Here is a 20,540-nt window from a genome sequence, read left to right as displayed (position 1 = left end):
ACCTAATCCCACAACAACAAACTGCACGGACCCCGCAAACGGTTCCGCAACAGGAAGAGGTAACATGACCAATTTCGACTTCGATTACTTGATCATCGGCTCCGGCTTCGGCGGGAGTGTATCCGCCCATCGCCTGACCGAAAAGGGCTATTCCGTTGCCGTTATGGAAATGGGTAAGCGCTGGCGCGCGGAGGACTTCCCCGAATCCAACACCCAGGTAAACCGCTATTACTGGCGCCCGAAGATTGGTCTGAAGGGATTCTTTAACCTGCGCCCTTTCCGCCATGTTGCGATCATTTGCGGCAATGCCGTTGGCGGTGGCTCGATCACCTACGCCAACACCCTGCTGGTGCCACCGGATTCCGTCTGGGAAGACGGTTCCTGGGCCGGTCTGTCTGACTGGAAGAACGAAATGCCCGGCCACTATGCCGAAGCTGAACGCATGCTGGGCGTCACCGAAAATCGGATTTTCGGCACTGCGGACCACCTGCTGAAATCAATGGCGGAGCTCCAGGGTGTCGGCCACACCTACAAACCAACCCGCGTTGCGGCTTTCTTCCCCCCGCAGGGAGAGGAAGGGGGCAAGACCTATCCTGATCCCTACTTCGGCGGCGAAGGCCCGGATCGCGGTACCTGCACCGGCTGCGGTAGCTGCATGACCGGTTGCAAATACAACGCAAAGAACACGCTGGATAAAAACTACCTGTACTTTGCCGAAAAGAATGGCGCCAAAGTGTACGCCGAAACCCGCGTGGTGGATGTGCGCCCACTCAATGGCAGAGCCGACGGTTCCGCCGGCTATGAGATCACCACCGAACGCTCCACCGCCTGGGTTCGCAAACAGCGCCAAACCTTCCGCGTAAGGAGTGTTGTGTTCTCGGCATCCTCACTGGGCACCCAAGAGCTGCTGTTCAAACTGAAACAGAATGGCTCGCTGCCCAATATCTCCGATGACCTGGGTAACCGGGTACGTACCAATGCCGAATCGATTGTTGGCATCCGCTTCCCGGGCAAAGACATCAACATCAGTGAGGGCGTAGCGATCGGCTCAGGCATCCACATTGATGAACACACCCACATTGAAGCCACTCGCTACGGCAACGGCCACAACATGATGGCCTCGCTGATGACGCTCATGGTAGACGGCAAAGGCCCACTGAGAATTCTGAAATGGTTCTGGGCCATGCTTCGCCATCCCGTTACCTTTGCCCGGGCGGTAAGCCCAGCCAACTGGGCCCGCCAGTCACTGATCTTCCTGGTGATGCAGACTCTGGACGCTTCGCTGAATATGCGGTTCAAGCGCCGCTGGTATTGGCCGTTCACCAGGATTCTTTGCAGTGAGGGGAAAAAGATCCCCACCAACATTCCCCAGGCCAATGAGTTCACCAAGAAGATGGCCGCCCATTTCAACGGCATACCGTTCACCACCGCAACGGAAGTGTTCTTCAATGTGCCCTTTACAGCTCACTGCATGGGTGGGTGCGCCATGGCGGATTCACCACAACGAGGCGTCATCGACGCTCAGAACCGGGTGTTCAACTACCAAAATCTTTATGTGGTGGACGGCGCAATGCTCGGTGCCAACCTGGGCGTAAACCCCAGTCTGACCATCACCGCCCTCGCGGAACGCGCGATGAGTTTCATTCCTCACCGAGATCAAGCCATGAAGGAAGCGACCCTATGAACCAGGCTGTCACCCCCAACGTCAGGACCGGAAAAATCACCGCTGCGCCGAACCCGGCCACCGGAGCACTCCTTGGCGAGGTTCCCAACACTCCTGAAGAGGACTACGCATCGATCTTTAATCAGGCCCGTCGCGCACAAAAGATCTGGGCACAGAAGAGCTTTGCCCAACGACACAAGCACCTCATAAAGATGCGTAACCACATTCGCGACAACGCCGACGACCTGGCCCGTCTGATCAGCGACAGCAACGGCAAAACCCGCATGGACGCCCTCATCACCGAGGTACTGCCCTGCCAGTTGGCCTGCGATTGGTACGGCAAGAACGCCGCCAAGGTGCTCGCACCGGAGCGCCGCGGCCCATCGAGTCTGCTCTGGGTGGGAAAACGTTCCGAAGTCCGTCATGAACCCTTGGGGGTGGTGGGTATCATCAGCCCCTGGAACTACCCCTTGTCCATTCCCTTTGGCGAGATCCTGATGGGCTTGATGGCCGGTAACGCCATCGTGCTCAAGGTCGCCGCGGCAACCCCCCTGGTGGGCAAGGCCATTGAAGAGATCATCGCGGCCGGTGAACTGCCGGATGGCCTGTTCAGCCACATTGTCGGCTCTGGCGGGCGCGTCTCGACGGCGATGTTCGAAAATGGCATCGACAAGCTGTTCTTTACCGGCTCGGTGCCCACCGGCAAGCAACTCATGGCCCAGGCCGCCGAGACTCTGACGCCGGTGTCCCTGGAACTCGGCGGCAAAGACCCGATGATCGTGCTGAAAGACGCAGACCTGGAACGCGCCGCCAATGGCGCGGCCTGGGCCGGCTACCAGAATGCCGGGCAATCCTGCGGCGGCGTGGAGCGGATCTATGTGCACGAATCGGTCTACGATCGCTTCGTGACGCTGCTGGCGGACCGAACCCGGGCCCTGCGGCACGGGGTTCCCAACGACGAGTGTTCGGTGGATATTGGCTCGATGACCACCGCCAGCCAACGCCTCACGGTTGAAAAACAGCTGGCCGAAGCGGTGGCGTCCGGCGCAACCATTGTCGCCCAGTCTGAGGGACCAGGCCATGGCGATGGTCATTTCCACCCGGCCACACTGGTGACCGACGTCGATCACGCCATGACACTGATGCGGGAAGAAACCTTTGGCCCGATCATGCCGGTCATGCCATTTCGCACCGAAGACGAAGCCGTTGAACTCGCCAACGACTCCCCCATGGCGCTGACGGCCTCAATCTGGACCCGTGACACCCGTCATGGCAAGCAGCTGGCTAACCGGATCAAAGGCGGCGTGGTCGCCATCAATGATCATCTTTACACCCACGCCATGTCCGACGTGCCCTGGGGTGGCCCGGGTGAATCCGGTATCGGCCGCACCCACGGCCCGGAAGGGTTGATGGAAATGACCAAACCCAAGGTGGTTAACTGGGATTGGCTCAAAGCGAAACGTAACCTTTGGTGGTACCCGCAAGACAGGTCCAGCTACAACGCCATACGCAACGCCTTATACCTTGTGGCGCCGCGCTCGCCATTCGATTTTCTGCGCGCAGCGGTGAAGGTGTTGCCGGTGATGATTCGGAAGATGTACTTCTAACGGCCCCATCGTCATCCGGTGACTCATAGCGTCCAGATGAGTCACCGATGCCCTCCCGGTCCGCAGGAGCAGGCTGCCAGATTTCAGGCCCAATCCCGCCACCCTCCCCCAGGTGCACCGGCACCCGGGGGAGCGAAGCCCTGACATCTTGCGTCGTCAGTAATGACCGGCATTACTCCCGGTCAGTGGCGGTACATTCAGACAACGCCGGATCATCGGCACAGCGTATTTTTGACATCAGCGCCAGCATGCGTGGATCGTACACGGTCGGTGCCCCCTGGGTGCCGTCCCGCATCTGGAGGCGGTTCTGACGGAACATTTCCTGGTATCCCTCGATGTCCTGGCTAGAGATATCAATCCAGCTCGATTGCGGAATTGCCGATTCCTGCCGGCCGATCAGTTCCATGGTCTGCGGGAACATGGACCAGGCAATCTCCCGGGTTTGTTGGGCGGTCTCATCGTCCAGCCGGTCATCCCGCGCAATGATCTGTACGGTAAGCTGCGCCAAGGTGTAGTTGACGATGCCTCCGTCCGGTTGGATGCCCTTATAGAGTTCCAGCGCCTCGTAGGCGAAGGCCGGCGCATAGGCGGTATCGACCGAGCCGTTGTTGAATTTGCCGGCGAAATTGGTGATATCGGAGGGCACCACGGTGGCTTTGACGTAGTTCACCATGTGGATGGCGTCTTTCTGATAATCCAACGTTGCCATGCGCTTACCGGCCAGCGCGGAGGCCGAATTGATGCTGCGGTCATTCACAAACAGATAGCCCGCACCAATGGGAAGAATGCCCAGCACCTCAAAGCCACCGGATTTCATCAGGGGGGCCGCCTTGGGCTGGGCCAGCGTTGCCAGCAACGTTCGCAGGTTGTCGTAACTGGGCAACGCGCCGACCGCACTGATGGAGCCGGTAAACGGGTTAAAGGGCCGCGTCCTCAGGTCGGTGGCAGCCACCGCATCACACTGGCCGGCATTGAAATCCGCGACCGCAACGCCCTCGTCGGTGTAGGGTTTCAGCTCGAGATCCACGCCGATGGACTTGGCTTCAAGAGCAAAGTCTTTCATCAGGTTGAACACATCACCGTTGGCACCGATCACATCAAACACGCAGACCGACAGCGAATTGGCCGACGCCAAAGGGGCCATACAGGACAGGGCTAAAGCGCCAATGAACTTTCGCATGTGACTTTCTCCTGGGTTTTGTAGTTATTGAGTCATTTGGTTTTGAGTTCGGGTTTGCCTGCGTCGCATTCAAACCGCTGAGTTTCTGGTGGAGTAATAAATGGCCATCAGAACCGGTTGATCGTTGCCATGGAACACTCGCTCCCTCGCTCCCGATCGCGCATTCAGCTCCAGAAGCTGTTCCATCAAGATGCCGTTGGAAAACACCCGATGGTCGGAACCCTGGCTAACCAGCCGGAATTTCAGCCGGTACTTGTCACACAGGGCCTCCAATCGGTAGCTCTGGTAGTCCTGCCTGGGTTGCCACTTGCCAGCGGTCGCTAACACTTCATAACCACCTCCCCGTTGCCTTAAGTGCGATCTGAGTTCCCGAACCCGGTCCAGGTATGCCGAATCGATGGCAACCTCGATCCACAACGGCCTTGGCCGGCCCGGGTTGCGCTTCGTATAGATGACCAACTTCATTTGTCGCTCTTGTCTTCGAAATGCGGTGCGGTTGATCGCGCCCGGTGCCGAACCAGGCGCCCGATTCCAGTTGTACCGTTCGCGGGCCCGGCCCACCGTCAACCCGCTTTCAGCCGCTCACAGCGAGAGTGCTCTGCTGCGGGTAGTCCTGGTTGGCACTCATCAATTCCGGTATGCCACTAGCTGCGTTGGCCTGGGCCGCCAGAATCCGCTCTTCATCGGAGGCGTATTTGCGGTCCCACTCCAGCACCTTGGGGGTCATCAGCTTGTGCCAAAGGGGCGGGATCATGGCGATCACGATGGTGGTGAGGTAACCGCTGATCATCATGGGTGCTTCAGGAAATGGCTTGAGATCCTGGTAAGGCACTTCGCCCTGGGCGTGGTGATGGGAGTGGCGCGTCAGGTTGAACATGGTCCAGGAGCTGATGCGCTTGTTGGTGTTCCAGGAATGGCGGGGCTGAACCGGGGTTTTGGGGTTACGCACCATGCCGTAGTGCTCCATGTAGTTGACGATCTCCAGCAGCGCCTTCCCCCACACGGCACAGGCCACGAAATACAACGCTGCCGGGACGCCCCCCATGGCAAAGGCGCAGACAACCAACAGCGCACTCATCATGTGCCCGCGAATCATGGCATTCCGCCAGGACCATACTGACAGCGCCTTGCGGGATAGCCGACGCTTTTCGATTTTCCAGGCGCTGGCATTGCCTTTCAGGGTTGAGGCCACAACGTGGTGATAGACATTGCGTCCTCGGGGCGCCGTCGCCGGGTCTTCGGTGGTGGACACGTAACGGTGGTGACCGTAGACGTGCTCAATCGAGAAGACGGTGTCGAAACTGAAGGCCAGCAACCAGCGGCCAACCAACATCGAGATCGGGTCCCAGGTTCGGTGGGTCAACTCATGACCGGTGATGGTGCCGATGACGCCAATCATCAGACCGGTGAGCACAACACCGGACAGGTGATGGCCAAAAGACGTCGCCTCCCGGGCGGCGAGCACGTCATACCCGGTGAGATCCGTCACCAGGGCCCCAAAACCCAGCACATCGACGGCGCTAAAGCTCCAGACCGCCGCGAACACGATCAGCGCCAGCAGCGGCAAGGCCATCCATAGCTGCACCGTCAGAATTTTCGGGCGTTTGAACTCCGGCGTCGTGGTGTCATCGCCACACAGTCCGTCGCCACCAATGTAGATAGCCAGTACCGCCAGCAGGCCAAGGCTGATCCAGTGTCCGCCAGCCATCAGCGAGGCGAAGGACAAGAGCCCCACGCCGTGAAACAGAAAGAACTTCAGGTAGTGAAAAATCATCATCTGTCGGGTCCTCACGTCAATGTCGATTAATCCACCAGCTCAACGGAACTGGTGTTCAAGGCATCTGCAACGGTGGTAAAGCGATCCGCGTAAAGGTCTTCTCGGCGCACGCCCCCGGCGACCAACAGCGCCGCCGCCGCATCGATCATGGCGGGCGGCCCACACAGGTAGGCCTCCGCACCCGCCAGCCGCAGGGTTGGAATGGCGTCGGTCACCCGCCCTCGGGCACCGTGCCAATCCGACTGCTCATCCTCTCGGGACAGCACCGGGAAAAACTCGAACGGTGCCGGCCACCTCTCTTCGAGGGTGCGGATCTGCTCCAGCGCGTAGAGATCCGCCTGGGTTCGAGCCCCGAACAGCAACACCACCGGGCGCTGGCATTGCTCAGCGAGAGCGTGCTGAAGCATGGCGAGAATCGGGGCAAGCCCGCTGCCAGCGGCAATCAGGATCATTGGGACATCGGAGGGACGGAGCCAGAACTCGCCAACGGGGCCGTCCACGGTGATGGCCTGGCCGATCAGGTCCCGCTCATTGACGTCGGTTGAAAAGGCACCACCGGGCACCTTACGGATAAAGAACGACACCGATGAGTCCGGTTGCGGCGGTGAGGCGAACGAATAGCTGCGGGTGTGGCCTGGCAGGGATGCCATGGCAAGATCGGCGAACTGGCCGGCTTTGTAGTCCAGCACCTCGGCCAGCTGAATCTTCAGATGGGTGATGTCAGGGGTCAGACGCTGCTGTAACACCACCCGGCCGGTCAGGCGCTTGCGCTGAGTTTGGGCACTCAGGTCCACGTCAATACTGACATCGCTTTGCGGCACACTCTGGCAGGCAAGGATATAGCCCTGCTCGAGTTCCTCATCGCTGAGGATATAGCCAATGTCGGTAAGCTCTTTGACCTTGCCCGCCAGCAGGCGACACTTGCAGGACGCGCAGCCCCCTACGCGGCAGCTGTGGGGAAAGTCGATGTTCTCCCGCAAGGCCGCATGCAGCAGCGTTTCCTTTGGCCGTACCTCAACCCGTTTGCCATTGATGTCTGCGTAACGTACCGCTGGCGCAGACGCTTTGTTCTTGAAGAATGAAAACATGGGCTACCCCCTGTCGATGCCTTACCCGATTCATGCTACTGCTGAACCGGGGGCAGCGCTGGGTGATTAATTGACAGCCATGGGTTATTTATTGACAATCGGTCGAATGAGCAATCAAAACGTCACACTAAACAGTCAAAACGTCACCCTGCCCAACCACTACGTCCTCCAGATCATCGGGATTGTCGAGGACCGAGGTGTTCCGACCGAGGCCTGGCTGCGCCATCTCGGCATCCACCCGGACAAGGAAGAGGAGTCACTGGTCACCATGCCCTGGGGCACCTTCCGGCAATTGCTGCTGGATGCCGGGCGATTCAGCGACGACAACGCACTTGGCCTGATGATCGGCGAGCGCCTGCTGATCAACACCCATGGCATTCTCGGCTACGCAGCCATGAGTAGCGGGACAACCCGTCAGATCGTGGAGCTGCTGGAGCGCTACCTGGTGCTGCGCACGGACCTGGTGACCATGGAAACGTTAGAAAAGGACGGGCGGCTTTGGGTGAATTTTCTGGAGAACCGCCCACTGCAGGACATCCGCAAGCCGGTGACCGAAGCCATCGTTCTGGCCATCCGCAACATCCTGGATTTCACCACCCTTGGCACCTGCAACATCCTGCACGTGACCTTCCCATTTGATGGCGAAAGCAAGCTGGCCGAGGCCATGTTCCGCTGCCCGGTCTCCTACAATCAGGAGTCCGCCGGCTTTGCGTTACCGTTAGCCAGCATCGACCAGCCACTGAAGATGGCGAACACCGTCAGCTTTCAGGAAGCCCTGAAGGTGTGCCAGCAGGAACTGGATAAGATGCCGTCTGAGCACACCTGGGCTGCCCGGGTGCGTCGCCTGATGCTGCAAAGCCGGCATGGCTTCCCGACACTGGAGATGACGGCGAGGCGGTTCCATGTGACCCCGCGCACCTTGCATCGGCGGCTGATTGGCGAGGGGACCTCCTACCGGGCGGTGCTGGAGGGGGTGAGGCACCAGTTATCGATTCGTTACCTGGAAACCGGACAGATGACGATTCAGGAAATCTCCTTCGCCCTGGGCTACTCCGACATTGCCAACTTCCGTAAGGCGTTTAAACGCTGGGAGTCGGTGCCGCCTTCGGAGTTTCTGGCCTCGCGTCGGCTTTAAGGAGCCGCTGATTAATACCTGCCATCGAGATCCGGCTGGCGCGCTGGCCGACCGGCGGATGGGGTAACGCCGTACCACCGTTTGTAGGCATTAATGAAACTCGTCGCCCCCGAGTACCCCAGCCGTTCCGCCACCTGCTCCACCGATAACCGGGGCCCAGACAGGTACTCCTCCGCCAGGGTCTGGCGAACTTCGTCCCGGAGTTCGGCAAAACTGGTGCGCTCCTGCAACAGGCGGCGACGCAAGGTTCTGGGGATGGTGTTCATGGCCCTGGCCGCGGCTTCCATATCCGGCATGTTCCGGGCATTGCTGGCCAGAAACTGCCGCACCCTGGCGGCCAGGCCCGCCCGCTGCAGCCGTTGGTTCAACAGCGCCTCGCACTGGGATTCCGCCATCGTGCGGGCAAGATCGCTGGCCTGAGGCAATGGCTTCTGCAACTGAGCGGTGTTCAGAATCATGGCATTGCGCGCCATGCCGAACCTGGGTGTAACGCCATAAAAAGCCTCATAGGGCGCCAGGTCGTCTGGGGCATCAAACGTAAAATGAAGGCCCACGAGCGGCGACACACTACTGAAAATGTCTCGCTGCAAAGTTGCCAGGCAGGCGCTGTCCCGTTCGACGACGAACTGCTTCACCGGATCGGGTACGCCGTCAGGATCGAAGTAAACGTGGGTTCGGTCCGGCGTTACCCGTAATTCGAGGGCGCTGAAGCCGAACGTCAGCTGAACATACTTCAACCCGGTTTCGATGGCGTCCTGCAAGGTTCGGCTGCTCACCAGCGCAAAGCCGAGGGCACCGAACGCATTGAAGTGATAGCGCATACCGGCCTGCACACCCAGCGCAGGCAGGTGTCCCAACCCTTTCACGATGTTGCCAATCAGCCGCAGTTCCTGACGGGCCTCCACCACGGTGTCGGGCAGCTGCAACTGGCTGTGGCTAATGCCGGTGCCGGCCAAGGCCTTGGCCTCCGGCAGGCCGCGCTCGACCGCCAGGTCCGTCAGGATACGGGCGCTGTTTACGGTTCGATGAATATCCCAAGCCGGCATGGCAACCCTCCAACGCCCCAGTGAATGTCCTTTTTTATTGATATTTTGTCCCGACAGCTCATCGTTCGGCAAGCCCAGCGTTCCTACACTGTCCCCATTGGTCGCCTCGATACCTGGGAGAAACAGGGCATGAACACAGAAAACAACCACAACACTGCACCCCACAACACCACACCGCACATTGTCATCATCGGCACCGGCTTTGGCGGGCTTGGTATGGCCATTCAGCTCAAGAATGCCGGAATCGAATCGTTCACCATTCTTGAGAAAGCGGCCAGTGTCGGCGGAACCTGGCGGGACAACACCTATCCGGGCGCGGCCTGCGACGTCCAGTCCCACCTCTATTCCTATTCCTTCGAACCAAAGAGCGACTGGAGTCGCAAGTTCGGCCTGCAACCGGAAATCCGCTCCTACATGGAAAGCTGTGCCACCAAGTACCGCCTGCACGACCATATCCGTTTCAACCAGGAAGTCGAATCGGCCACCTTCGACAAAGAAAGCGGGCTCTGGAGTATTCGAACCAAAAGCGGAGACACGCTCGAAGCCCATGCCTTGGTGTCGGCAACCGGGCAGCTGAATCAACCCGCCTACCCCAACCTACCGGGCCTTGAAACCTTTCAGGGCAAGGTCTTCCATTCCGCACGCTGGGATCACGACTATGACCTTGCGGGTAAACGGGTCGCGGTCGTCGGCACCGGCGCCAGCGCGATCCAGTTCGTACCGGAGATCGTGTCCAAGGTATCGGAGCTTAAGCTGTTCCAGCGATCCGCCGCCTGGGTCATTCCAAAGCCTGACCGGCCTTTTACCGGCTTCGAACAATGGCTGTTCGAGGCCCTGCCCATTGCCGATCGCGTTTACCGCTCGCTGATCTACTGGAAGAACGAAAGCCGGGCCCTGGCCTTCACCCGTTACGGCTTCCTGCTGAATGCGTTCAAATGGCAGGCCAAACAGCTGGCGCGCAAGAAAATCAAAGACCCCGTCAAGCGCGCCAAGATCATTCCGGACTACCCGGTGGGCTGCAAGCGGGTGTTGATTTCCAACGACTGGTACGACGCCATCAATCAGGACAACCTGGATCTGGTGACCGACGGTATCGAGCGTATCGAGGAACACGCCATTGTCACCCGCGACGGGAGTCGCCATGAGGTGGATGCCATCATCTATGGCACCGGCTTCAAGGCCACCGATTTCCTGGCCCCCATGACGATCAGCGGCCTCGACGGACTCGACCTCAACCAGGCCTGGAAAGATGGCGCCGAGGCCTACAAAGGGCTCTGCGTGTCCGGTTTCCCCAACCTGTTCATTCTCTATGGTCCCAACACCAACCTGGCCCACAGCTCCATCGTCTTCATGCTGGAATCCCAGATCCGTTACGTCACCCAGTGCATCAAGATGCTGCAGGATCCCGGGCTTAGGTACATGAACGTCAAATCCGAGCGTCAGGACAGCTATGCCCAGCAGATTCAGGACCGGCTCAAGGGCAGTGTCTGGGAAGCCGGCTGTACCTCCTGGTATAAAACCGCCTCCGGCAAGAACACCAACAACTGGCCCGGATTTACCTTCAGTTACCGCCTGATGACCAGCAGCCTGGATCTACAGGATTACGAGCTACAGCCCGCCACCGAAGCAGCAGGAGCCTAAGCCGTGGCGTACCTCTGGTTCTGGTGCCTTCGGCTGCTGGTAAAACCGGTGCTGTCCGCCAGGGTGCCCGTTGGCTTTCAGCGGGCCTGGGGCCGCCTCGCTGCCCTGTCCCTGCGCGGCCCCAAAGGCGCGGTGTATCGTGCCGGCCGCATCGCCTCGGTGCCATCGCTAACCATCGATCCCGAGCGCTACAAACCCGCCACGGGCGTGCTGTACCTACACGGTGGCGCCTATGTGATGGGAGGTTTTGGCAGTCACCGCAAACTGGCGGCGGCGATCGGGGATGCGGCCGGCGCACGGGTCTGGCTTCCGGACTACCGGCTGGCGCCGGAGCATCCGCATCCGGCGGCGTTGAACGACGCCCTAGCGGTGTATGCGGCCTTGCTGGCGCAGGGCCAGGATCCCGCCCAGCTCACCATCGCGGGCGATTCCGCTGGGGCCGGCCTGGCTTTGGAGCTGGCACTGGCGATTCGCGATGCCGGGCTGCCATCACCGGCCGCACTGGTTCTGCTTTCTCCGTGGGCCGATGCCAGCCTCAGCGGCGATTCCATCACCAGCCACCGGCGCCGTGACCCGATGTTGTCGGCGGGCTGGTTGCGCTGGGCCGCGCAGGCCTACCGTGGTCACGGTTCGGACACCGACATCGCGGGCTCTCCGCTCTGGGCAGAGCTGTCCGGTTTGCCGCCGCTGCTGATCCAGGTGGGCTCGGAAGAGATCCTGCTATCGGACGCCCAGCGCCTGCAGCAACGCGCACTGGCCGCCGGGGCGGACTGCCAGCTCCAGCACCACCCGGAACTGTGGCATGTGTTCCAGCTGCAATACGGTTGGCTTGACGAAGCGAACCAGGCGGTCACAGCCATTGGCGACTTCATCCGGACAAAGGCGGCCCTGCGCTGCGCTAACCGGGCCGGCACGGCCAACTCTGTCAACTTATAACCCCCAACTGTCCATTAATAACCCAGAGCCAGGCCACCAAACTCGCTACGATGAACGATGTAAAACCGCCCGGTTTTGCGCCCCAAAACAATAACCAGGGAGCCTCTGGTTAACTCCCTAGAAAGAGGCATGACATCATGCAGTATGACTTTGACTACCTCATTATTGGCTCCGGATTTGGCGGCAGTGTGTCCGCCCACCGGCTGGCAGAAAAAGGCTATTCCGTCGCCGTCATGGAGATGGGCAAGCGCTGGCGGGCGGAAGACTTTCCCGAATCCAACTGGAACGCCCGACGCTTCTACTGGCGCCCCAAACTGGGCCTGAAGGGCTTCTTCAATCTGCGCCCGTTTCGCCACGTCATGATTATCTGCGGCAACGCCGTGGGCGGCGGCTCGATCACCTACGCCAATACCCTGCTGGTTCCCCCTGATTCGATTTGGGAGGACGGCTCCTGGGCCGGGCTGTCCGACTGGAAAGCCGAAATGCCGGCCCACTTCGCCGAAGCCGAGCGAATGCTGGGCGTGACCGAAAACAAGGTGTTCGGCCCTGCCGACAACCTGCTCAAGGAAATGGCGGAGCTCCACGGCGTCGGCGACACCTACAAGCCAACCCGAGTGGCGACGTTTTTCCCGCCCGAAGGCGAGGCCGGCGGGAAAACCTACCCCGATCCCTATTTCGAGGGCCAGGGGCCAGAGCGTGGCACCTGCACCGGTTGTGGCAGCTGCATGACCGGCTGCAAACACAACGCCAAGAACACCCTGGACAAGAACTACCTCTATTTTGCCGAGAAGAACGGCGCCCGGGTATTCGCGGAAACCCGGGTCACCGATGTGCGCCCACTCAATGGCAAGGCCGACGGTGCCGATGGCTATGAGGTGACAACGGAAAGGTCCACCGCCTGGCTTCGCAAACAGCGGCGCAGTTTCCGCGCACGCAATGTGATCTTTGCCGCCTCCTCCCTGGGCACCCAGGAACTGCTGTTCCGCCTGAAACAGAACGGCGCCCTGCCCCGGATCTCCGACGACCTGGGCAACCGCATCCGCACCAACGCGGAATCCATCCTGGGTATTCGGTTTCCGGGCAAGCAGGTCGATATGAGCCCTGGCGTGGCCATTGGCTCGAGCATCCACATTGACCAGCATACCCACATCGAAGCCACCCGCTACGGCAATGGCCACGACCTGAACAGCACCTTGACCGCGATGATGGTGGGCGGCGAAGGCCCCATGCGCATCCTCCACTGGCTCTGGGCGCTGCTGCGTCACCCACTGGTGTTTATGCGCGCCAGCAACCCCGCCGGCTGGGCTCGCCAGTCCCTCATCTTTCTGGTCATGCAGACCCTTGATGCCTCCCTGTCCATGCACCTGAAACGCCGCTGGTATTGGCCCTTCTCGAAACTGCTCTGTACCGAAGGCCAGCCAATACCCACCAACATTCCCCAGGCCAACGAATTCACCCGCAAGATGGCCAAACATTTCAACGGCATCCCGTTCACCACCAATGCGGAGATCTTTTTCAACATCCCCTTCACCGCCCACTGCATGGGCGGGTGCGCGATGGCCGACACGCCGGAAAACGGCGTCATCGACGCACAGAACCGGGTGTTCAATTACCAGAACCTCTATGTCGTGGACGGTTCCATGCTGGGAGCCAACCTTGGCGTCAACCCCAGCCTGACCATTACCGCCCTGGCCGAACGCGCCATGAGTTTCATCCCAGAGAAACGGGCATCGGCCGCCCCCATGGCCCCGAGGGACTCAAGGAAATGACACGGGTCGAGGTGGTGAACTGGGACTGGCTCCGGGCGAAGCGAAACCTGTGGTGGTATCCGCAAGACAAGGCCAGCTATGACGCCATCCGCCACGCCTTGCACCTGGTCGCCCCCCAAGTCTCTCGGGGACTTCCTCAAGGCGGCGGTTCGGGTCCTACCGGTGATGATTCGGAAGATGTATTTCTAGGGTGCCTTTAGGGGGCCCCGAGGCCCCCTTTTTTCTTTCAGCCGCCGCTGGTCAGGCGACTGTCGGCCTCACACTGCCTGGCGGTAATTAGTCGCCGAATACTGCTTCTGCAGCGGCAACAGGTCGAAGGTGCGCTCCGGATGGATCGGATCGACCAGTTCGGTGGCAGACTTGTACACCCGCGGCGTGCTGTACAGGTACTTGATGGCGGTGCCGTGGGGCATGGCCATGTAGCGATCGCCGTGATTGTCTTCCAGCCACTTGCGTACCCGTGGTGCCTTGTTGGAGGACATTTTCGGGAAGAAGTGGTGCTCCACATGGTGACTGAAGCGGTAGTGCAGCCGGTCCAGGATGGGGTGGCTACGCAGGCTCATGGAGTTGTCCAGCGGGTTGTTGGACACCGTCTGCGGACGCAGGAAGTGGTTGGTCAGGATGTAGCCCTGGCCCAGCGCGTTTGCCACCATGAACGGAATGACCACGGTAAACAGCGCCAACGGACCGGAAATGATCGCCAGCGCCACCCAGCAGCCCAACAGCAGGAACGACTGACGGATGCCTTTCTTGCGGTTCAGATCCTTGAACTGCTTGCGACTCCTGGCCTGCAACCACAGCACCAGCTGGGCGTGCATGGTGAAGGAATAGGTCAGGAACAGGTAGCTGTACCAGGTACGGCCACCCGGGGCCAGCTTGGTGAATTTCTTCTGTTTCGGATCGGTCTTGTAGCGACGCAGGGTGCCGAAGCTGTCCGGGTCCACATCACCGATGTTGGTGTTGCCGTGGTGCACCACGTTGTGCCATTTGCGCCAGAACTCCGGCGGCACAACCATCGGGCCAAAACCCAGCCAGCCAAAGAAATTCTGCCAACGCTTGCTCATGCCCAGGGCACCGTGCAGCACCTCGTGGGCCAATAGGGCCTGACTGCCGATGGTATGGCCTACCACCAGGCCAAGTAGCAGGTTGGCGTACCAGGGCAGCCCCGCCATCAGGATCGTGGCGATGCCTCCCCAAATGATCATTTGCAACGGCAAAAACCAGATAATCCGCCAGGTTTGGGCCGTGAAGGTATCCGCCGGCAGATCTTTACGCATCTGATCCCGCAGCTCCCGCTCATCGGGCAAGCCAAAACCCTTGTTATCCATTGCTTCAGGTTTGACAGCAGCGTTCATTCTCTCACCTTTTATTTCAGCGTACATTTGTAAGCTGAATTTACAGAAAGGCCCATGACAAGGCAATGGCATATTCATAAAACTTTGATGACACCCCGCCAAAACGTTCTCAAAACCAGACAGTTTATCCTTATTTATCATCAAGTAAGAAATAACCAACTAAAATTCATTCAGACATACAATTTATTGCCAGAAAAAACATTCCAGAACAGTCGTACCCATTTTATAGAAACAGGGATCGAAAACCGGTCAAAAATACGGTGCTGATGCGGGGTTCAACGACCAGGACGGGCTACAGGTTGGATTGAAGCGATTGGGCGGGAACAGATTGTGCCGGGCGGTCGACCCGGGCGTTCACAGCGAAAGATGATGAACAAAAAAAGGGGGGCGATCTGCCCCCCACTACCTGAAACCTCAAGGGCTTCTTATCATCCGCCGGACAGGGAGGTGTCGGACGGATCGATTTCCATTTGCTGGATCGCGATAACCGCCTGGGTACGGTTCCGTACTCCGAGCTTACGGAACACCGCCGTGATGTGTGCCTTGATGGTGGCTTCCGACACCTCCAGATCGTAGGCAATCTGCTTATTCAGCAGCCCCTCAGCCAACATGCCCAACACCCGGAACTGCTGTGGGGTCAAGGATGCCAGCTTCTCGGAAAAGTCGGTGGTATCCGCCTGCATGCGCTCGATCTTCTCGGCCACGCCTGTCGGCAGCCAGACATCCCCTTCCAGGACAGCCTGAATCGCTTCGGTGATGGTCGGCAGGGGCGCCGACTTTGGAATAAAACCCGACGCTCCATAGTCGATGGAGCGCCGCATGACCTGCAACTCCTCTGAGCCTGACACCACGACCACGGGCAACCCGGGATACTGCCCGCGCATAAACACGAGTCCGGAAAAACCGTGGGCCCCCGGCATGTTGAGATCCAGCAGGACCAGATCCGCATCCGGGTGGGAATCCACCGCCGCCTGGAGCGCCTTGATGCTTTCCACTTCCACCGTGTCAGCATCCGGAACCGCTTGATTCACAGCCTGTTTCAACGCAGCGCGAAACAGGGGGTGATCATCGGCGATGATTATTTGTTGTGCCATTCAACAGAGTCCTCGCAGGGTCGTCGGCCTTACTGGAAAGCACGGTGGCTGATGAGTTCATCCACCACACTGGGGTCCGCCAAAGTGGAGGTGTCTCCCAATTGATCGTGCTCATTAGCTGCAATTTTACGCAAAATCCGGCGCATAATCTTCCCTGACCGGGTTTTCGGCAATCCCGGCGCCCATTGGATAATGTCGGGCGAGGCGATGGGGCCAATTTCCTTGCGCACCCACTGCACCAGCTCCTTCTTCAGTTCATCCGTCGGGGTTTCACCCTGTACCAGGGTCACGTACACGTAGATACCCTGCCCCTTGATGTCATGGGGATACCCCACCACGGCGGCTTCGGCAACCAGCTCATGGGCCACCAGGGCGCTTTCGACTTCGGCGGTGCCCAGGCGGTGGCCGGATACGTTGAGTACGTCATCGACCCGACCGGTAATCCAGAAGTAGCCGTCTTCGTCCCGGCGCGCGCCATCGCCGGTGAAGTAACGGCCAGGGTAGGTGCTGAAGTAGGTTTGAACGAAGCGGTCGTGATCACCATAAATGGTGCGCATCTGCCCAGGCCAGCTGTCCTTGATCACCAGGTTGCCTTCGGTGGCACCTTCGAGGATGTTGCCATCGTTATCCACCAGCGCTGGCTGCACGCCGAAGAACGGCAGCGTAGCCGAGCCCGGCTTGAGCTCGAAGGCACCCGGCAATGGCGAGATCAGGATGCCACCAGTCTCGGTCTGCCACCAGGTGTCGACAATCGGGCAGTTGCTGTTGCCGATTACACGGTAGTACCACTCCCAGGCCTCCGGGTTGATGGGCTCGCCCACGGACCCCAGCAGGTGGAGGCTGTCCCGGGTCGTGCCCGCCATGCAGGATTCGCCCTCCGCCATCAACGCGCGAATGGCGGTTGGTGCGGTGTAGAGCACGTTCACCTTATGCTTGTCCACCACCTGGCCCATACGGGAGCTGTCCGGGTAGTTGGGCACACCTTCAAACAGCACGGTGATCGCGCCGTTGGCCAGCGGGCCGTAGAGAATGTAGCTGTGTCCGGTCACCCAGCCGAAATCGGCAGTACACCAGTAAACATCGCCGTCCTGATAATCAAACACATACTGATGGGTCATGGAGGCGTAGACCAGATAGCCCCCGGTGGTGTGCAGCACACCCTTGGGCGCCCCGGTGGAGCCGGAGGTATACAGCATGAACAGCGGGTCTTCGGCGTTCATCGGCTCTGGCGCGCAGTCGGGCGCAGCGGCGGCCATAAGGTCCTCGTAACGGGCGTCACGGCCGTCGTTCCAGTTCACCTCGCCGCCGGTACGGCTGACCACAACAACCTTTTCCACGCCGCTCAGATTGCTGCCGGACAAGGCCGCATCCACGTTCTTCTTCAGCGGAATCTTCCGCCCGCCTCGAATACCCTCATCGGCCGTGACCACAAAGCGGGACTTGCCGTTTTCAATACGCGCCGCCAGCGCCTCGGGAGAGAAACCGCCGAACACCACCGAGTGGATCGCGCCAATGCGGGCACACGCCAGCATGGCCACCGCCGTCTCGACAATCATCGGCATGTAAATAGTGACGACATCGCCTTTGTTGACGCCGAGGGATTTCAGGACATTGGCGAACTTGCAGGTTTCGGCGTGCAGCTCCCGGTAGGTGACATGGCGGGATTCGGAAGGGTCGTCACCCTCAAAAATGATTGCGGTCTGATCGCCGCGGGTGTCCAGGTGACGATCGAGGCAGTTGGCGGAGGCGTTCAATTCGCCATCCTCAAACCATTTGATAGACAGGTTGGCCTGATCGTAACTGGTGTTCTTGACCTTGGAGTAGGGCTTGCTCCAGCTTAGTCGCTTGCCGTGTTCGCCCCAGAACGCATCCGGGTCTTCAACTGACTGACGGTACATCGCGTCATACTGTTCCCGATTGAGCAAGGCCCGCTTGGCGAACTCCGGATTAACCGGGTATACATGCTTCTCAGTCATTGTGCTCCCCTCATTGTAATTAGAGATCTGTTAGTGATTATCGGTATTGTGAAAACAGAACCTTGCGGGCCTCAATGGGCCCGAGAATGCCGCCTTGTGATGTCGTATAGTGATTGGCGGCTTCCCAAAGACGGATTCCCTATAGTTCAACACGCAGGCTGTTAGTCGATGAATTAGACGATCGTCCTAGCTGGATAACACTTCCGAACAGGTGCTATCGTGCGCTGGTATCTCTCTGATACTTGTGACATTCCAGCCAAAGTACCGGTAAGCATAGTCACGCTTGCGGGAGAGCGAAAGCGCGGAACGGGCCCACCTGAGTGGCGCCCGTTCCAGGAGGGGATAAACGCCTTAGGCCGCCTGGCGGGTCCGGCGTGATTTCAGGCTGTAGAGTTTGCGCTCTTTCAGCGCGTACTTGTTGAGACCCGCCAGGTGAGTCTTGCGCAGATACCGGCCCCAGTCGATGCAGGCAGCATCCACCGGGAACAGTGCCTGGTCGGCAGCGCCCATGCGTCGGGACAGGTTCATCAACTCGTCGTTCTGGAACACATAATCCGGCGCCGTATAAAAGCCGAAAATGGTGGCCAGGGAGCGGGTGGTGTCGATGTTCTTAAGCAGCTTGAGCTCACGGGTATGGCCAATCACCTTCAGCATCCGGTCCGCCATCGACAGCGGCAATCGTGCGCCACTAATGACCGCATCGAACAGGCTACGATTCACTGCCATGAAGGGTTTGCGGGGCTGGCGGTAGAACAACTGATCGTATTCGGCGTAATTGTGCTTCGCCTCGTCCATCAGGTGGTCGATAAACTCGCCCAGCGTAATGGGATTGCGGGAGCCACTGCAGCACTGGTAAATCCGATGCTTGCCGGACTTCTCCAGGGCTTCCGCCAGGGACAGGATAATGCTGTTACCCACCAGATCCGCTGGGATAACGTCGATGATGCCGGAGCGCTTGCCTGGGAACAACGTAACCTTCTCGCGGGCGTAAGCCAGTATGATGGCATCCGCCACCTTGACCCCTTCAATCCAGCCCGGAGCCGGTTCTTCCACAGCGCTTTCGATGATGGACGGTCGGAGAATGGTCAGTGACTTGCCGGCCAGGGACTGCATCAGCAACTGCTCACCCAGCCATTTGGTAAAGGTATAGGTGTCACTCCAACCGTAATGGTTTGCCTCGCGGATGCCGAGGTCCACCAGCTTTTTCTCAAGCACCTTGCCGCTATAGCGGGAACGTACATCCGCAATCTTGTCCTGCAGCAGATTGACCAGCTCGTCGATGTCGTAGTGACCCAGTTCGTGACGCGGAATGGACGCGCCGGCCGGCTGCACCACGGCTTCGTGTGCCTTGCCCGAATTCTTGCCATTGACGTAGCAGGTGGACACCTGAATCACCGGTATTTCTCCGGCGAGATTGGCCAGTTCGGTGACGTTATTCAGACACAGGGTATTGATGGCCAGCGCCTTGTCCAGCTCTTCCCGGAAATTGACGCTGGCGGCGGAATTGATCAAGGCGTCCAGTTTGCCAGCCAGAGCGGAGAATTGATCCGGCGACAGCCCGAACCGCTCCTTGGTGACCTCTCCGGTCACACAGTAAATCCTGCTTTCGAGAAAATCGTCGAAAGCCTCACTGTCCTCCTGCCGCAACCGTTCGAAAACCGAGGAACAGGCAATTTCATTAATAAAACGTTCGCGGGCGTCGGGATGCCGCTTGTTACCTCGGATCAACAAATGGATGCCGCCAATATCCGGTACCGCCCGGATCAGCTTCTCCAGCACCACTTTGCCAAGAAAGCCCGTCGTACCGGTGATCAGTACGTGCTTTCCACGGAGCTGCTTTAGTACTCGCGACTCCGATTCCCCCATTTCAAGCTGTTGTTCAGCCATGGTTTGAACTCCTTCTCTGTTCGTGTCTCTGAAGTTGTTTCATTTCATGTCATGGACCACGTATCCCCACGGCATAGAGTTCTGCGCTCTACTGATTGGCGGAGAGTGGCCCTTAGCTTTTAGTCGGCAATCCGGGAAAAGGCAAACCGTTCCACCTTCGCCCTGCCGTTGTTATTGATACTGCATTTACCAGGCCACCACGTCATTTTGGGCCAATCATTACACAGTGTGCATGACAACGCGGTGACATACAGCAAAGAATCTCCATCTGCGGATTAATTTTGCTACAGGAAAGGCAACGCTTTGAAACTAGGGAGCCTCTGATTAACTCCGGATCCCCTCTGGCATTCAGAGCCATTCACAATCAAGGCGCGACTTTGCAGTAA

Annotated in this window: 15 protein-coding genes; 6 read left to right on the top strand and 9 right to left on the bottom strand. The window is 59.2% G+C overall.

Annotated features, from left to right (window positions below):
• Positions 1–64: 64 nt before the first annotated feature.
• Together N6L25_RS08880 and N6L25_RS08875 are read left to right on the top strand one after the other, a co-directional pair.
• Positions 65–1,684, top strand: coding sequence for a GMC family oxidoreductase (locus N6L25_RS08880; protein WP_271979467.1), 1,620 nt, complete (start codon positions 65–67; stop codon positions 1,682–1,684).
• Positions 1,681–3,270 (top strand): aldehyde dehydrogenase family protein, encoded by a 1,590-nt coding sequence (locus N6L25_RS08875; protein WP_271979466.1) that lies wholly within the window; start codon positions 1,681–1,683, stop codon positions 3,268–3,270. Before N6L25_RS08880 ends, N6L25_RS08875 begins: the two co-directional genes overlap by 4 nt.
• A gap of 172 nt (positions 3,271–3,442) precedes the next feature.
• On the opposite strand, the gene N6L25_RS08870 is transcribed toward N6L25_RS08875, so the two are convergent.
• From N6L25_RS08870 to N6L25_RS08855, 4 genes are all read right to left on the bottom strand, one after another.
• Positions 3,443–4,450, bottom strand: a complete 1,008-nt coding sequence (locus tag N6L25_RS08870; RefSeq protein ID WP_271979465.1) for a putative solute-binding protein — start codon at positions 4,448–4,450, stop codon at positions 3,443–3,445.
• A 69-nt stretch (positions 4,451–4,519) separates the two neighbouring features.
• Positions 4,520–4,915 (bottom strand): hypothetical protein, encoded by a 396-nt coding sequence (locus N6L25_RS08865; RefSeq protein WP_271979464.1) that lies wholly within the window; start codon positions 4,913–4,915, stop codon positions 4,520–4,522.
• A gap of 109 nt (positions 4,916–5,024) precedes the next feature.
• Positions 5,025–6,227: an alkane 1-monooxygenase gene (locus tag N6L25_RS08860; RefSeq protein WP_271979463.1), complete on the bottom strand. Its 1,203-nt coding sequence runs from the start codon at positions 6,225–6,227 to the stop codon at positions 5,025–5,027.
• 26 nt (positions 6,228–6,253) lie between these two features.
• On the bottom strand, positions 6,254–7,315 hold the full coding sequence (locus N6L25_RS08855) for a 2Fe-2S iron-sulfur cluster binding domain-containing protein (RefSeq protein WP_271979462.1): 1,062 nt from the start codon (positions 7,313–7,315) through the stop codon (positions 6,254–6,256).
• 106 nt (positions 7,316–7,421) lie between these two features.
• Between N6L25_RS08855 and N6L25_RS08850 the strand changes: the two genes are divergently transcribed.
• The gene (locus tag N6L25_RS08850) at positions 7,422–8,450 is read left to right on the top strand and encodes an AraC family transcriptional regulator (RefSeq protein ID WP_271979461.1); all 1,029 of its coding nucleotides are present in this window, start codon (positions 7,422–7,424) and stop codon (positions 8,448–8,450) included.
• 11 nt (positions 8,451–8,461) lie between these two features.
• Here N6L25_RS08850 and N6L25_RS08845 read toward each other — a convergent pair whose 3' ends face one another.
• Positions 8,462–9,496 carry an AraC family transcriptional regulator gene (locus N6L25_RS08845; RefSeq protein WP_271979460.1) on the bottom strand — a complete coding sequence of 345 codons (1,035 nt, stop codon included), beginning with the start codon at positions 9,494–9,496 and terminating at the stop codon, positions 8,462–8,464.
• A gap of 129 nt (positions 9,497–9,625) precedes the next feature.
• Between N6L25_RS08845 and N6L25_RS08840 the strand changes: the two genes are divergently transcribed.
• From N6L25_RS08840 to N6L25_RS08830, 3 genes are all read left to right on the top strand, one after another.
• Positions 9,626–11,137, top strand: coding sequence for a flavin-containing monooxygenase (locus N6L25_RS08840; RefSeq protein ID WP_271979459.1), 1,512 nt, complete (start codon positions 9,626–9,628; stop codon positions 11,135–11,137).
• A gap of 3 nt (positions 11,138–11,140) precedes the next feature.
• A complete protein-coding gene (locus N6L25_RS08835) occupies positions 11,141–12,073 on the top strand; it encodes an alpha/beta hydrolase fold domain-containing protein (protein WP_271979458.1) in 933 nt (310 codons plus the stop codon).
• Between the two features lie 137 nt (positions 12,074–12,210).
• A complete protein-coding gene (locus N6L25_RS08830) occupies positions 12,211–13,842 on the top strand; it encodes a GMC oxidoreductase (RefSeq protein WP_271979457.1) in 1,632 nt (543 codons plus the stop codon).
• Between the two features lie 257 nt (positions 13,843–14,099).
• On the opposite strand, the gene N6L25_RS08825 is transcribed toward N6L25_RS08830, so the two are convergent.
• The 4 genes from N6L25_RS08825 to N6L25_RS08810 form a co-directional block, all read right to left on the bottom strand.
• Positions 14,100–15,197 (bottom strand): fatty acid desaturase family protein, encoded by a 1,098-nt coding sequence (locus N6L25_RS08825; RefSeq protein WP_271979456.1) that lies wholly within the window; start codon positions 15,195–15,197, stop codon positions 14,100–14,102.
• 428 nt (positions 15,198–15,625) lie between these two features.
• Positions 15,626–16,291, bottom strand: a complete 666-nt coding sequence (locus N6L25_RS08820) for a response regulator (RefSeq protein WP_271979455.1) — start codon at positions 16,289–16,291, stop codon at positions 15,626–15,628.
• A gap of 29 nt (positions 16,292–16,320) precedes the next feature.
• Positions 16,321–18,267 carry an acetate--CoA ligase gene (gene acs, locus N6L25_RS08815; protein WP_271979454.1) on the bottom strand — a complete coding sequence of 649 codons (1,947 nt, stop codon included), beginning with the start codon at positions 18,265–18,267 and terminating at the stop codon, positions 16,321–16,323.
• Between the two features lie 351 nt (positions 18,268–18,618).
• On the bottom strand, positions 18,619–20,154 hold the full coding sequence (locus N6L25_RS08810) for a fatty acyl-CoA reductase (protein WP_271979453.1): 1,536 nt from the start codon (positions 20,152–20,154) through the stop codon (positions 18,619–18,621).
• Positions 20,155–20,540 lie beyond the last annotated feature (386 nt).

The sequence above is a fragment of the Marinobacter sp. SS21 genome, from assembly GCF_028369065.1.
Taxonomy (GTDB): Bacteria; Pseudomonadota; Gammaproteobacteria; order Pseudomonadales; family Oleiphilaceae; genus Marinobacter.
The sequence above is the reverse complement of the archived record's forward strand: the minus strand, read 5'-3'. Positions and strand labels throughout refer to the sequence as shown.

What these genes read in the sequence shown, in the direction of transcription:
- N6L25_RS08870 (WP_271979465.1), bottom strand. Translation starts at nt 4,450, where the DNA reads ATGCGAAAGTTCATTGGCGCTTTAGCCCTGTCCTGTATGGCCCCTTTG.
- N6L25_RS08845 (WP_271979460.1), bottom strand. Translation starts at nt 9,496, where the DNA reads ATGCCGGCTTGGGATATTCATCGAACCGTAAACAGCGCCCGTATCCTG.
- N6L25_RS08850 (WP_271979461.1), top strand. Translation starts at nt 7,422, where the DNA reads ATGAGCAATCAAAACGTCACACTAAACAGTCAAAACGTCACCCTGCCC.
- N6L25_RS08840 (WP_271979459.1), top strand. Translation starts at nt 9,626, where the DNA reads ATGAACACAGAAAACAACCACAACACTGCACCCCACAACACCACACCG.
- N6L25_RS08810 (WP_271979453.1), bottom strand. Translation starts at nt 20,154, where the DNA reads ATGGCTGAACAACAGCTTGAAATGGGGGAATCGGAGTCGCGAGTACTA.
- N6L25_RS08865 (WP_271979464.1), bottom strand. Translation starts at nt 4,915, where the DNA reads ATGAAGTTGGTCATCTATACGAAGCGCAACCCGGGCCGGCCAAGGCCG.
- N6L25_RS08855 (WP_271979462.1), bottom strand. Translation starts at nt 7,315, where the DNA reads ATGTTTTCATTCTTCAAGAACAAAGCGTCTGCGCCAGCGGTACGTTAC.
- N6L25_RS08860 (WP_271979463.1), bottom strand. Translation starts at nt 6,227, where the DNA reads ATGATGATTTTTCACTACCTGAAGTTCTTTCTGTTTCACGGCGTGGGG.
- N6L25_RS08830 (WP_271979457.1), top strand. Translation starts at nt 12,211, where the DNA reads ATGCAGTATGACTTTGACTACCTCATTATTGGCTCCGGATTTGGCGGC.
- N6L25_RS08880 (WP_271979467.1), top strand. Translation starts at nt 65, where the DNA reads ATGACCAATTTCGACTTCGATTACTTGATCATCGGCTCCGGCTTCGGC.
- acs (WP_271979454.1), bottom strand. Translation starts at nt 18,267, where the DNA reads ATGACTGAGAAGCATGTATACCCGGTTAATCCGGAGTTCGCCAAGCGG.
- N6L25_RS08875 (WP_271979466.1), top strand. Translation starts at nt 1,681, where the DNA reads ATGAACCAGGCTGTCACCCCCAACGTCAGGACCGGAAAAATCACCGCT.
- N6L25_RS08825 (WP_271979456.1), bottom strand. Translation starts at nt 15,197, where the DNA reads ATGAACGCTGCTGTCAAACCTGAAGCAATGGATAACAAGGGTTTTGGC.
- N6L25_RS08820 (WP_271979455.1), bottom strand. Translation starts at nt 16,291, where the DNA reads ATGGCACAACAAATAATCATCGCCGATGATCACCCCCTGTTTCGCGCT.